At 66.1% G+C, this 13,082-nt stretch carries 13 protein-coding genes and 1 tRNA gene; 8 read left to right on the plus strand and 6 right to left on the minus strand.

Annotated features, from left to right (window positions below; translation table 11 throughout):
• Window position 1: 1 nt before the first annotated feature.
• From murI to hemA, 5 genes are read right to left on the minus strand one after another with little or no spacing between them, the layout of a single operon-like run.
• The gene (gene murI / locus ACFZCE_RS01170; protein WP_390935308.1) at window positions 2-799 is read right to left on the minus strand and encodes a glutamate racemase; all 798 of its coding nucleotides are present in this window, start codon (window positions 797-799) and stop codon (window positions 2-4) included.
• The gene (locus ACFZCE_RS01175; protein ID WP_390935310.1) at window positions 792-1,547 is read right to left on the minus strand and encodes a molybdopterin-synthase adenylyltransferase MoeB; all 756 of its coding nucleotides are present in this window, start codon (window positions 1,545-1,547) and stop codon (window positions 792-794) included. The genes murI and ACFZCE_RS01175 overlap by 8 nt, the downstream gene beginning before the upstream one ends.
• Window positions 1,541-2,371, minus strand: a complete 831-nt coding sequence (gene prmC / locus ACFZCE_RS01180) for a peptide chain release factor N(5)-glutamine methyltransferase (RefSeq protein WP_390935312.1) — start codon at window positions 2,369-2,371, stop codon at window positions 1,541-1,543. The genes ACFZCE_RS01175 and prmC overlap by 7 nt, the downstream gene beginning before the upstream one ends.
• Window positions 2,372-3,454 carry a peptide chain release factor 1 gene (gene prfA, locus ACFZCE_RS01185; protein WP_390935314.1) on the minus strand — a complete coding sequence of 361 codons (1,083 nt, stop codon included), beginning with the start codon at window positions 3,452-3,454 and terminating at the stop codon, window positions 2,372-2,374.
• Complete coding sequence (hemA, locus tag ACFZCE_RS01190) at window positions 3,451-4,728, minus strand: glutamyl-tRNA reductase (protein ID WP_390935316.1); 1,278 nt, start codon at window positions 4,726-4,728, stop codon at window positions 3,451-3,453. Before hemA ends, prfA begins: the two co-directional genes overlap by 4 nt.
• A 178-nt stretch (window positions 4,729-4,906) precedes the next feature.
• On the opposite strand from hemA, the gene ACFZCE_RS01195 reads away from it, so the two are divergent.
• The 8 genes from ACFZCE_RS01195 (at window position 4,907) to ychF (ending at window position 11,740) form a co-directional block, all read left to right on the plus strand.
• Window positions 4,907-6,640, plus strand: coding sequence for a tetratricopeptide repeat protein (locus tag ACFZCE_RS01195; RefSeq protein WP_390935318.1), 1,734 nt, complete (start codon window positions 4,907-4,909; stop codon window positions 6,638-6,640).
• A 3-nt stretch (window positions 6,641-6,643) separates the two neighbouring features.
• Entirely contained in the window at window positions 6,644-7,267 is a 624-nt protein-coding gene (gene lolB, locus ACFZCE_RS01200; RefSeq protein ID WP_390935320.1) for a lipoprotein insertase outer membrane protein LolB, read from the plus strand.
• A 44-nt stretch (window positions 7,268-7,311) separates the two neighbouring features.
• The gene (gene ispE / locus ACFZCE_RS01205) at window positions 7,312-8,115 is read left to right on the plus strand and encodes a 4-(cytidine 5'-diphospho)-2-C-methyl-D-erythritol kinase (protein ID WP_390936425.1); all 804 of its coding nucleotides are present in this window, start codon (window positions 7,312-7,314) and stop codon (window positions 8,113-8,115) included.
• 33 nt (window positions 8,116-8,148) lie between these two features.
• A tRNA-Gln gene (locus ACFZCE_RS01210) sits at window positions 8,149-8,223 on the plus strand.
• Window positions 8,224-8,270: 47 nt separating this feature from the next.
• Entirely contained in the window at window positions 8,271-9,212 is a 942-nt protein-coding gene (locus ACFZCE_RS01215; protein ID WP_390935321.1) for a ribose-phosphate diphosphokinase, read from the plus strand.
• Window positions 9,213-9,343: 131 nt separating this feature from the next.
• Window positions 9,344-9,958: a 50S ribosomal protein L25/general stress protein Ctc gene (locus ACFZCE_RS01220; RefSeq protein WP_390935323.1), complete on the plus strand. Its 615-nt coding sequence runs from the start codon at window positions 9,344-9,346 to the stop codon at window positions 9,956-9,958.
• Window positions 9,959-10,033: 75 nt separating this feature from the next.
• Window positions 10,034-10,618 (plus strand): aminoacyl-tRNA hydrolase, encoded by a 585-nt coding sequence (pth, locus tag ACFZCE_RS01225; protein WP_390935325.1) that lies wholly within the window; start codon window positions 10,034-10,036, stop codon window positions 10,616-10,618.
• Between the two features lie 21 nt (window positions 10,619-10,639).
• The gene (gene ychF, locus ACFZCE_RS01230; RefSeq protein WP_390935327.1) at window positions 10,640-11,740 is read left to right on the plus strand and encodes a redox-regulated ATPase YchF; all 1,101 of its coding nucleotides are present in this window, start codon (window positions 10,640-10,642) and stop codon (window positions 11,738-11,740) included.
• Window positions 11,741-11,794: 54 nt separating this feature from the next.
• On the opposite strand, the gene ACFZCE_RS01235 is transcribed toward ychF, so the two are convergent.
• Window positions 11,795-12,979, minus strand: a complete 1,185-nt coding sequence (locus ACFZCE_RS01235; RefSeq protein WP_390935329.1) for an aminotransferase class V-fold PLP-dependent enzyme — start codon at window positions 12,977-12,979, stop codon at window positions 11,795-11,797.
• Window positions 12,980-13,082 lie beyond the last annotated feature (103 nt).

The following is a 13,082-nucleotide window of genomic DNA, read 5'->3' on the forward strand; positions in this document are numbered from 1 at the left end:
TTTACTTTGGCAGTTCCGCCACCTGGCCTGGCGCAAACCCCAGCCGTTCCAGCACCTCGGCGAACTGCGCGGGCGCGCCGCTGGTCCAGTAGCGCACAGCGCCCGCGGCCTGCTCTGAGAGTAGCCCGGATTGCGCCAGCAGGCGCTGGGCCTGGCGCGCCACCGCGGCGCCGGTGTCGATCAACACCACCTCGGGGGGCAGCAACTCGGCCAGCAGCGGGCGCAGGAAGGGGTAATGGGTGCAGCCCAGGATCAGCGTGTCGCAGCCAGCGGCCAGCAGCGGCTGGAGGTAACCGCTGAGCACGCCGCGCAGGGCCGGGCTGCGCAAATCGCCGGCCTCGATCAACTCCACCAGCCCCGGGCAGGGCTGGGTGAGTACGGTCACGTCCACGGCAAAGCGGTCGAGCAAGGCGGCAAAGCGCGCGCTTTGCAGGGTGCCGGTGGTGGCCAGCACGCCCACGCGACCATTGCGGGTGGCACTGGCGGCCGGCTTCACCGCGGGCTCCATGGCCACCAACGGCCACTGCGGGTAACGCTCACGCAGGTCCGCGGCGGCGGCGGCGGTGGCGGTGTTGCAGGCGATCACCATCGCCTTGGCGCCCTGGGCCCGAAAGAACTCGGCCACGGCCACCATGCGCTGGCGAATGAATTCAGGGGTTTTCTCACCGTAGGGGCAGTGCCCGCCATCGGCCACGTACAGGTAATGCTCGGCCGGCAGCAGTTGTTGCAGCTCGCGCAGCACCGACAGGCCGCCGACGCCAGAGTCGAACACGCCGATCGGCGCCGCCCGTTCAAGCATGGCCGGCGCCACACACCGCGCAACTGGGGTCACGCTTGACCCGCAGCTCGCGAAACCTCGTGCTCAAGGCATCGACCAGCAGCAGCCGGCCCACCAACGGGGTGCCGAAGCCGGCCAGCAGCTTCAACGCTTCCAGCGCCTGCAGGCTGCCGACCAGGCCCACCAGCGGGCCGAGCACGCCGGCCTCGCTGCAGGTGAGTTGCTCTTCGCTGCCATGGCCATACAGGCAGTGGTAGCAGGGGCTGGCGGGCTCGCGCGGGTCGAACACCGCCAACTGGCCCTCGAGGCGGATCGCCGCGCCGCTGACCAACGGCACCGCGGCGGCCACGCAGGCGGCGTTGACCGCCTCGCGGGTGGTGAAGTTGTCGGAGCAGTCGAGCACCACGTCGACCTCAGCCACCAGGGCGGCCAGTTCCTCGGCGGCGAGCACCGCGCGGTGCGGCACCAGGGTGATCTCGGGGTTGAGCGCGGCGAGCCGTTCGGCGGCCGAATCGACCTTGCCCTGGCCGACGCTGGCGCTGCTGTGCAGCACCTGGCGTTGCAGGTTGGTCACGTCCACCGTGTCGAAGTCCGCCAGGTGCAGGGTGCCGACCCCGGCTGCGGCCAGGTACAGCGCCACGGGCGAGCCGAGCCCGCCGAGGCCGACGATCAATGCCCGGGCGGCCTTGAGCTTGAGCTGCCCGGCCACGTCGACCTGGGCCAGCAGCACCTGCCGGCTGTAGCGCAGCAGTTCCTGATCACTCAGCACAGGGTGCGGCCCAGGGTGATGCGTTCATGGCCGCCGAGGTCCAGCCGGCTTTCGATCTGCTCGAAATCATGCTGGGCCAACAGCTCGCGCACCCGCGCCGCCTGGTCGTAGCCGTGCTCGAGCATCAGCCAGCCACCGGGCAGCAGGTGCCGGGGCGCCTGGGCGATGATCAGGCGGATGTCGTCGAGGCCGTCTTCGCCCGACACCAGCGCGCTTTCCGGCTCGAAGCGCACGTCACCGGCGGCCAGGTGCGGGTCGCCACTGGCGATGTATGGCGGGTTGCTGACGATCAGCTCGAAGCGCTCACCGGCAACCGCCTCGAACCAGTGGCTGGCGCGCACGAACACGTTGCCCAGGCCGAGGCGCTGGCGGTTGCGCTCGGCCAACGCCACGGCTTGCTCGACGCGGTCCACCGCGGTGACCTGCCAGCCGGCGCGCTCGCGGGCCAGGGCCAGGGCGATGGCGCCGCTGCCAGTGCCGAGGTCGAGCACCTTGGCTGTGTGCTGCGGCACCAGCGCCAGCGCGGTTTCGACCAGCAGTTCGGTTTCCGGGCGCGGGATCAGCGTGTGCGGGGCCACCTCGAGGTCGAGCGACCAGAAGCCCTGCTGGCCAAGAATGTACGCCACCGGCTCACCGGCGCGGCGGCGCTCAAGGTAGCCGGCGAAGGCCTCGGCGGCTTCGCTGCCCACGATGCGCTCAGGCCAGGTGCGCAGGTAACTGCGGTTTTTGCCCAAGGCCGAGGCCAGCAGCAGCTCGGCATCGAGTTGGGCGGTGGGCGATTGGGGAAGCTGCGCGTCGCGCAGCAAGCTTGCGATGATGGTCATTTAGTCACCCAGGGCCGCCAGTTGGTCGGCCTGGTATTCGGCCAGCAGCGGTTCGATCACGGCATCGACACCGCCCGCGAGGACTTCGTCAAGGGCATACAGGGTCAGGTTGACACGGTGGTCGGTCACCCGCCCCTGCGGGAAATTGTAGGTACGGATACGCTCGGAGCGGTCGCCCGAGCCCACCAGCAACTTACGCTCGCTGGCAATGGCATTCTGCGCCGCGCTGGTTTGCATGTCGTTGAGCTTGGCCTGCAGCCAGGACATCGCCCGCGCGCGGTTCTTGTGCTGCGAGCGTTCCTCCTGGCACTCCACCACGATGCCGGTGGGCAAGTGGGTGATGCGAATCGCCGAGTCGGTCTTGTTGATGTGCTGCCCACCCGCGCCAGAGGCACGGTAGGTGTCGACCCGCAGGTCGGCCGGGTTGATCTCGATGGCGATCTGCTCATCGGGCTCGGGCAGCACCGCCACGGTGCACGCCGAGGTATGAATGCGGCCCTGGGACTCGGTTTCCGGCACCCGCTGCACACGGTGCGCGCCCGACTCGAACTTGAGCTTGCCGTACACGTTGTCGCCCTCGACGCGGGCGATCACTTCCTTGAAGCCGCCGTGCTCGCCTTCGCTCTCGCTCATCACCTCGACCCGCCAGCCGCGGCGCTCGGCGTAGCGCGAGTACATGCGGAACAAATCGCCGGAGAAGATCGCCGCTTCATCGCCACCGGTGCCGGCGCGGATCTCGAGAAAGACGTTGCGGCCGTCGTTCGGGTCTTTGGGCAGCAGCATGCGTTGCAGGGTGCCTTCCATTTCAGTGATGGCGTCCTTGGCCTCGCGCACTTCTTCGACGGCCATTTCGCGCAGGTCCGGGTCGCTGTCCTTGAGCAGCGCCTGGGCCCCGGCGAGGTCGGCCTGGGCCTTGCGCCAGCCGGCATAGGCCTGCACCACCGGCTCGACCTCGGCGTATTCACGGGAATAGGCACGGAATTTCACCTGGTCGGTGATGACCTCCGCGTCACCGAGCAGCGCGGTGAGCTCCTCGTAGCGGTCCTGGAGGGTGTCCAGCTTGTTGAGCAGCGACGCTTTCATTGCAGGGGTTTATCCGTGGGGCCCTGGTTCAGGGCGAACAATTCCTGGGCCGTGGCCAGCGCATCGACGCGGCCCTCGGCGGAAAACTTCTTCAACTGCACGCTGGGGGCGTGCAGCAGCTTGTTGGTCAGCCCGCGCGCCAGTTGCGCCAGCGCTTCTTCGGCGCTGGTGCCGTTGGCCAGCGCGCGCTGGGCCTTTTGCAGTTCTTCGTCACGCAGCCGCTCACCCTGCTCGCGGTAGGCGCGCAGCACGTTGACCGCCGCCAGCTCGCGCAGCCGCGCCATGAACTCGCCAGCGCCGGCCGAGACCATGTCTTCGGCGGCCTGGGCCGCGCCCTGGCGGCTCTTGAGGTTTTCCGCGACCACGTCGTGAAGGTCATCGACCGAATACAGGTACACGTCGTCGAGTTCGCCCACTTCCGGCTCGATATCGCGCGGCACGGCGATGTCGACCATGAAGATCGGCTTGTGCTTGCGCAGCTTCAGCGCGCTCTCGACCGCGCCCTTGCCGAGGATCGGCAACTGGCTGGCGGTGGAGCTGATCACGATGTCGCTGTTGGCCAGCTCTTGCGGGATGTCGGCCAGCAGCACGGCGCGGGCGCCGAACTCCTCGGCCAGGGTGCTGGCCCGCTCGAGGGTACGGTTGGCCACTACGATACGCTTCACGCCCTGCTCGTGCAGGTGGCGGGCGACCAGCGTGATGGTTTCGCCGGCGCCGATCAGCAGGGCCTGGCTGCGCGCCAGGTCGCTGAAGATCTGCCGCGCCAGGCTGACCGCGGCGAACGCCACCGACACCGGGTTTTCGCCGATGGCGGTGTCGGTGCGCACCTGCTTGGCGGCGTTGAAGGTGGCCTGGAACAAGCGCCCCAGCAGCGGCCCGACGGTGCCGGCTTCGCGCGCCACGGCGTAGGCGGATTTCATCTGACCGAGAATCTGCGGCTCGCCCAGCACCAGCGAGTCGAGCCCGGAGGCGACCCGCATCATGTGCCGCACGGCGTCGTCTTCCTGGTGCACGTAGGCGCTGGCGCGCAGTTCGTCGAGGCTGAGCTTGTGGTAGTCGGCCAGCCAGCCCAGCACCGTGTCGGCGGCCAGGCCGTCCTGCTCGAGGTACAGCTCGCTGCGGTTGCAGGTAGACAGGATCGCGGCTTCGCGGCTGGCGGTGTGCCGGCAAAGCTGCTGCAAGGCGTCGACCAACTGCTCGGGAGTGAACGCAACGCGCTCACGCACGTCTACCGAGGCAGTCTTGTGGTTGATACCCAGGGCGAGGAAGGCCATTGAATGTCGCTGAGGCTGTAAAGAAGCCGACAATTGTCCTACTTCGCCGCATTCAGAACAACCACCGCACTCTATTGTCCCAATAGGCGAATCCGGATCCGGCCCTGCGTATGGGTTTTGCCCCTTCGCTTGTGTCATCATGCCTTCAATCGCAGGTCATTCCCGAAAAGCCTCCTTTATGAATAGAACCCCCGCGTTGCTTCTCGCCCTTGCCATGCTCAGCGGCTGCCAAGGCCTGCCGCCGGTCGGCCAGCCGTCCGGGCAAGCCGAGGACGACGCCACGGCCAGCGCCCCGGCCAAGGCCGCGCCGCAGCAGTACGCCAGCTTCCCGCCGGGCACGGTGTACAGCTTGCTGGCCGCCGAGCTGGCCGGGCAGCGCAACCGCTTCGACATCGCCCTGGCCAACTACATCGACCAGGCGCGCAAAACCCAGGACGCCGGGGTGGCCGAACGGGCCTACCGCATCGCCGAATACCTCGGCGCCGGCCAGTCGGCCCTGGAAATGTCGCTGCTGTGGGCGCGCACCGCCCCCGACAACATCGACGCGCAACGCGCCGCCGCCATCCAGTTGGCCCGCGGCGGGCGCTACGACGAGTCGATGGTGTACATGGAGAAGGTGCTCCAGGGCCGCGGGGAAACCCACTTCGACTTCCTCGCCCTGAGCGCGGCGGAAACCGACAAACCCACTCGCGACGGGCTGCTGCACAGCTTCGACCGCCTGCTGGGCAAATACCCGGGCAATGGCCAGCTGGTGTTTGGCAAGGCGCTGTTGCTGCAGCAGGACGGCGACACCGCCGGCGCGCTGAAGCTGCTGGAAGCCAACCCGCCCAAAGACGGCGAAATCGCCCCGGTGCTGCTCGAGGCGCGCCTGCTGCAGGCCACCGACCAGCCCAAGGACGCCCTGCGCCTGCTGGAGAAGTACATCCGCAAGAACCCCGACGACAAGCGCCTGCGCCTGACCTACGCGCGCACGCTGGTCGAGCAGGACCGCATCGCCGACGCCAAGGTGCAGTTCAGCCAATTGCTGCAGCAGTACCCCGATGACGACGACCTGCGCTATTCGCTGGCGCTGATCTGCCTGGAACAAAAAGACTGGGACGAAGCCGAGGGCTACCTCAATGACTTGGTCGAGCGCGGCGCCCATGTCGATTCGGCCCACGTGAACCTCGGCCGCCTGGCCGAAGAGCGCGGCGACACGGAAAAAGCCCTGGCCGAGTATGGCCAGGTCACCCCCGGGCCGGATTACCTGCCCGCGCAGCTGCGCCAGGCCGACATCCTGATCGCCACCGGGCGCAGCGACGAAGCCGCCAAGCGCCTGGCCAGCGACCGCGCCTCGGCCCCCGACTACGCCGTGCAACTGTGGCTGGTCGAATCCGAGGCGCTGGCCGACAACGGCAAGGACGCCCAGGCCATGGCCGTGCTGAACAAAGCCCTCGGCCAGCACCCGAACGACACCAGCCTGCTCTACACCCGCGCCATGCTCGCGGAAAAACGCGGCGACCTGGCCGGCCTGGAGCGCGACCTGCGCACCATCATCGGCCGCGAGCCGGACAACGCCATGGCCCTCAACGCTTTGGGCTACACGCTGTCCGACCGCACCACCCGCTACGCCGAAGCCAAGGCGCTGATCGAAAAAGCCCACGCGCTCACCCCTGAAGACCCGGCCATCCTCGACAGCCTGGGCTGGGTGAACTTCCACCTGGGCAACCTCGACGACGCCGAGCGCTACCTGCGCCAGGCGTTTTCCCAGTTCCCCGACCACGAAGTGGCCGCGCACCTGGGTGAAGTGCTCTGGGCCCGCGGCAAGCAGCGCGAAGCCAAAGACGTGTGGGCCGCGGGCCTGAAAGACCAGCCCGACAGCCCACTGCTGCGCAGTACCGTCCTGCGCCTGACCGGATCCGAGACGCTTTAACCCATGCGATTGCGCCACAGCTTCGTTGTACTTGCCCTTGCCCTGCTCGCCGGCTGCGCCGGCCTCGGCCCCCGTGAAGCCGTGCAGGGCACCGGCTCGCCTGAACAATGGAACGCCCACAAGGCCAGCCTGAACCGCATCGACGGCTGGGAAATCAACGGCAAGGTGGGCATCCGCGCCCCGCAGGATTCCGGCAGCGGTACCCTGTATTGGCTGCAACGCCAGGATTACTACGACATCCGCCTGTCGGGCCCGCTCGGCCGTGGCGCCGCGCGGCTCACGGGCCACCCGGGGCAGGTCAGCCTGGAGGTGGCCAACCAAGGCCGCTACCAGGCCAGCACCCCCGAAGAGCTGGTCAAGGCGCAACTGGGCTGGAACCTGCCGGTGTCGCACCTGGTGTACTGGGTGCGCGGCCTGCCCGCCCCCGGCAGCCCGAGCAAGGTCACCCTTGACGGCGACAGCCGCCTGGCGCACCTGGAGCAAGACGGCTGGAGCATCGACTACACCCGTTACAGTGAACAGGGCGCCTACACCCTGCCCGAGCGCATCAAGCTGCAGGGGCAAGACCTCGACGTGACCCTGGTGATCAAAGACTGGCAGCCGCGCCAGCTGGGCCAACAACCGTGAATGCCGCGCGCCTGACCCTGCCCTCGCCGGCCAAGCTCAACCTGATGCTGCACATCACCGGGCGCCGCGCCGACGGCTACCACGAGCTGCAAACGGTGTTTCAGTTTCTCGACTACGGCGACGAACTCGACTTCGCCGTGCGCGACGACGGCCAAGTGCGCCTGCACAGCGACCTCACCGGGGTGCCCCACGATAGCAACCTGATCGTGCGCGCCGCCCGCGCCCTGCAAAGCCAGAGCGGCACGGCATTGGGCGCCGACATCTGGCTGCGCAAGGTGCTGCCGATGGGCGGCGGGATCGGCGGCGGCAGCTCGAACGCCGCCACCACCCTGCTCGGCCTGAACCACCTCTGGGGCACCGCCTGGAGCGAAGACCGCCTTGCCGCGCTGGGCCTCACGCTGGGCGCCGACGTGCCGGTTTTCGTGCGTGGCAAGGCCGCGTTCGCCGAGGGCGTGGGCGAGATCCTCACCCCGGTAAGCCCCGAAGAACCGTGGTATCTGGTGCTCGTACCGCAAGTCTCTGTAAGTACAGCAGAAATTTTTTCAGATCCCCTGTTGACACGTAACTCGAAGCCCATTAAAGTGCGCCCCGTTCTCGAGGGAAACAGTCGAAATGACTGCCAACCGGTGGTAGAGAGGCGTTACCCAGAAGTTCGTAACGCTTTGAGTTTGCTAAGTAAATTTACTTACGCTAGACTCACCGGCACTGGAAGTTGTGTGTTTGGGGCCTTCCCAAACGAAGCCGAAGCTGATAAAGTTTCGGGCCTTCTGACAGAGACTCTTACAGGGTTTGTAGCAAAGGGAAGCAACACTTCAATGTTGCATCGCAAGTTACAGAGTCTGTTCTAAGAACCGAGTGCCAGGCACTCGATGATCCGCTACAGGGGCGTCGCCAAGCGGTAAGGCAGCAGGTTTTGATCCTGCCATGCGTTGGTTCGAATCCAGCCGCCCCTGCCATTTTCCTATACTCATCCAGGTATACCCTCAGCCGGCAGGTACTGCGCGTGTCCAAGATGATGGTCTTTACGGGGAATTCCAACCCCGATCTGGCTCGGCGTGTTGTACGTCAGCTCCATATCCCACTGGGTGATGTTTCGGTCGGCAAGTTCTCCGACGGCGAAATCAGTGCTGAAATCAACGAAAACGTTCGCGGTAAAGACGTTTTCATCATTCAGCCTACGTGCGCCCCGACCAACGACAACCTGATGGAACTGGTCGTGATGGCAGATGCCTTCCGTCGTTCCTCGGCAACTCGTATCACCGCGGTAATCCCCTATTTCGGTTATGCCCGCCAAGACCGCCGCCCTCGTTCGGCGCGCGTGGCGATCAGCGCCAAGGTCGTGGCCGACATGCTCACCGTGGTCGGTATCGACCGCGTGCTGACCGTCGACCTGCATGCCGATCAAATCCAGGGGTTCTTCGATATTCCGGTCGACAACATCTACGGCTCGCCCGTACTGGTCGATGACATCGAAGATCAACGTTTCGAAAACCTCATGATCGTCTCGCCCGACATCGGTGGCGTGGTGCGCGCGCGCGCCGTGGCCAAGTCGCTGGGCGTCGACCTGGGGATCATCGACAAGCGTCGCGAAAAGGCCAACCACTCCGAGGTGATGCACATCATCGGTGACGTCGAAGGCCGTACGTGCATTCTGGTCGATGACATGGTCGACACCGCCGGCACCCTCTGCCACGCCGCCAAGGCGCTGAAAGAGCACGGCGCGGCCAAGGTCTACGCCTACTGCACCCACCCGGTGCTGTCGGGCCGTGCGATCGAGAACATCGAGAACTCCGTGCTCGACGAGCTGGTGGTGACCAACACCATCCCGCTGTCGGCCGCGGCACAAGCTTGCTCGCGTGTCCGCCAACTGGACATCGCACCCGTTGTCGCCGAAGCGGTCCGCCGCATCAGCAACGAAGAATCGATCAGCGCGATGTTCCGCTGAGGGGCAACCCTCGGCCATCACGCTGTCGTTAAGTGCCCCGCCCTGGCCTCTTGCCGGGCGGGGCTTTTTTGCCTCGAACGCCGCGCGCTGGTCGCAAACGCGTGGCCTACAGGCCAATTTGGAGAAACAACATGACTGACTTCACCCTGAATGCCGAAGTGCGTTCCGACCTGGGGAAAGGTGCGAGCCGCCGCCTGCGTCGTAACGCCGCCCAAGTGCCTGCCGTAATCTACGGTGGCAACCAAGAGCCTGTTTCGATCAGCATCCTGGCCAAAGAAATCGCCAAACTGCTGGAAAACGAAGCCGCCTACGCTCACGTGATCGAGCTGAGCGTTGGCAGCACCAAGCACAACGTGCTGGTCAAGGCCCTGCAGCGTCACCCGGCCAAAGGCCACATCCTCCACGCTGACTTCATCCGTGTCGTCGCTGGCCAGAAACTGACCGCCAAGGTCCCGGTTCACTTCATGAACCAGGAAGCAGCAGTCAAGAAAGGCGGCGAAATCTCGCACACCGAAACCGAGCTGGAAGTGTCCTGCCTGCCGAAAGACCTGCCTGAGTTCATCGAGGTCGACCTGGCCAACGCTGAAATCGGCACCATCATCCACCTGTCCGACGTTAAAGCACCGAAAGGCGTTGAGTTCGTGGCCCTGGCCCACGGCAACGACCTGGCTGTTGCCAACGTTCACGCCCCGCGCGTTCAGGTTGAAGACGAAGCCGCTGGCGAAGGCGAAGGCGCTGCCGAGTAATCGCAGCCTTTACCTGTGCCACTCAGGCCGCCCATGGGCGGCCTGAGGTGCCTGTAACAAGAGAGAGCCCCTGACGTGACCGCCATCCAGTTGATCGTTGGCCTGGGAAACCCCGGCCCCGAATACGAACAGACCCGGCATAACGCAGGGGCTCTTTTCGTTGAACGCATCGCCCGTGACCAGAACGTCAACCTGGTTGCCGATCGCAAATATTTCGGCCTTGTGGGGCGTTTTTCCCACAAAGGCCACGACGTTCGCCTGTTGATCCCCACCACCTACATGAACCGTAGCGGGCAGGCCGTGGCGGCGCTGGCGAATTTCTTTCGCATCGCCCCCGATGCCATCCTGGTGGCGCACGACGAACTCGACATGCCCCCCGGGGTCGCCAAGCTGAAAACCGGCGGCGGCCACGGCGGGCACAACGGGCTGCGCGACATCGTCGCCTCGCTCGGCAACAACAACGGTTTCCACCGGTTACGCCTGGGCATCGGCCACCCCGGGGACGCCAGCAAGGTGTCCGGTTTCGTGCTTGGCCGCGCACCGCGCGCCGAACAGGATAAACTCGACGCCAGTATCGACTTCGCCCTCGGCGTGCTTCCCGACATCCTCGCTGGCGACTGGGCCCGTGCGATGCGTGAGCTGCACAGCCAGAAGGCCTGACTCTTCGAAGAGGGAAGCACCATGGGTTTCAACTGCGGCATCGTCGGCCTGCCTAACGTCGGCAAGTCCACCCTGTTCAACGCGCTGACCAAATCCGGTATCGCGGCCGAGAACTTTCCGTTCTGCACCATCGAACCGAACAGCGGCGTGGTCCCCATGCCCGACGCACGCCTCGACGCCCTGGCGGCCATCGTCAAGCCGGAGCGGGTGATCCCCACCACCATGGAATTCGTCGACATCGCCGGCCTGGTCGCCGGTGCCTCCAAAGGTGAAGGCCTGGGCAACAAGTTCCTGGCCAACATCCGCGAAACCGACGCCATCGCCCATGTGGTGCGCTGCTTTGAAGACGACAACGTGATCCACGTGTCGAACAGCGTCGACCCCAAGCGCGACATCGAAGTGATCGACCTCGAACTGATCTTCGCCGACCTCGACAGCTGCGAGAAGCAACTGCAGAAGGTCACCCGCAACGCCAAGGGCGGCGACAAAGACGCCATCGCCCAGAAGGCCCTGCTGGAACAGCTGATCAGCCACTTCACCGAAGGCAAGCCCGCGCGCAGCCTGATGAAGAACATGAGCGCCGACGAGAAGGCCCTGGTCCGCGGCTTCCACCTGCTGACCAGCAAGCCGGTGATGTACATCGCCAACGTCGCCGAAGACGGCTTCGAGAACAACCCGCTGCTCGACGTGGTCAACGCCATCGCCGCTGACGAAGGCGCCGTGGTGGTGCCGGTGTGCAACAAGATCGAAGCGGAAATCGCCGAGCTCGACGATGGCGAGGAAAAAGACATGTTCCTCGAGTCCCTGGGCCTCGAAGAGCCTGGCCTGAACCGCGTAATCCGCGCCGGCTATGCCCTGCTCAACCTGCAAACCTATTTCACCGCCGGGGTGAAGGAAGTGCGCGCCTGGACCGTGCGCGTGGGCGCCACCGCCCCGCAATCGGCAGCGGCCATCCACACCGACTTCGAAAAGGGCTTCATCCGCGCCGAAGTGGTCGCGTATGACGACTTCATCCAGTACAAGGGTGAAGGCGGTGCCAAGGAAGCAGGCAAATGGCGCTTGGAAGGTAAGGAATACATCGTTAAAGACGGCGATGTGATGCACTTCCGCTTCAACGTTTAAGGTTTACCGCCCTTCGCTTGGCACCGCCAGGCGAAGGGCCAGCAGCCTCCCCCCCTACACCATCCCCCGCAACGCCCCCGCCAACGCCCGCACATCCTCAACGGTAGTATTCACCCCCGGCGTCACCCGAATGCACGGCCCACACGCTGAGCCTTCACGGCCCACGGTGAACAGGTTGTACTCCTCGAGCAGCCGCGCGCGCATCACCATTTGGTCCGGTGCCTCGCTGAACCTGAACGCGGTGATCCCGCAGTACAGCCGCGGGTCATCCGGGGTCAGTACCTCGATGCCCGGCAACTGCCGCGCCTCACGCACCCAGAGGTCACGCAAATAGCGCAAGCGCGCGCCCTTGGCCGCCCAGCCGCCCACCGCCTGGTGCTCGGCGAACACCGCCGGCAGGCTCATCAGCGCAGGCACGTTCGGCGTGCCGTAGGGCGCCAGGCTGCGCACGTCACCGGCGGGGTAGCTGGGGTTGCCCATGTCCGGGTCAAAGCTGCCCAAGCGGTCGCGCTGTACGCGGATCACCCCCAGGCTCAGCGGTGCGCCGATCCACTTCTGCAGGTTGAAGCCGGCGAACGGGATGCCCAGCGCCGGCAAGTCGACCTCCAGTTGCCCCAGCGAATGGGCGCCGTCGAGCAGCACGTCGATACCACGGGCCCTGGCCGCCTCGGCGATGGCCTGGGCCGGCATCACCAGGCCGGTGCGGTGGGTGACGTGGGTCAGCAGCATCAGCTTGAGCCGCGGGTGCGTGGCGAAGGCCTCGCTGTAGGTGGCCAGCACGGCCTCGTAGCTGGCCGGGTGGGCGTGGCGGACTTCGATCACCTCCACCCCGCGGGCCTTGGCCAGCCAGCGGAAGGCCGCCTGCACGGCGTGGTAGTCGAGGTCGCTGATCAGCACCTGGTCGCCGGGTTGCAGGCGGTTGTAGTTGCGGATCAAGGCATACAGCGCCTCGGTGGCGCTGCGGGCGAACGCCAACTCCTCGGCCGGCACGCCGATCAGCTCGGCCAGTTGCTGGCGGATGGCCTCGGCCTGCTGGCGGTCGAAGCCTTCGCGTACGTACACGGCGTTGCTGCGGTTCACGTATTCGATCGCGTCGGTGTAGGCGGCCAGCACGCCGCGGCTCATGCGCCCGAAGTAACCGTTGTCGAGGTTGATCGGGCCGCTGTCGCGGGGGTAGCGGGTGGCGACCTCGGCCCAGAAGGCCTCGTCGTCGGCGCGCGGTGGGATGTGCGGTGGCATGGTGGCGGCAGTCCTTGGCGGCAAAGGGCTGAGCATCGCTGAGTTGCGGGGTGGGTTCAAGGCGAAGGGCCAGCAAACTTGAGCTACGCTGGCACAGGGCCGG

This window comes from Pseudomonas sp. NPDC007930, assembly GCF_042958985.1.
Taxonomy (GTDB): domain Bacteria; phylum Pseudomonadota; class Gammaproteobacteria; order Pseudomonadales; family Pseudomonadaceae; genus Aquipseudomonas.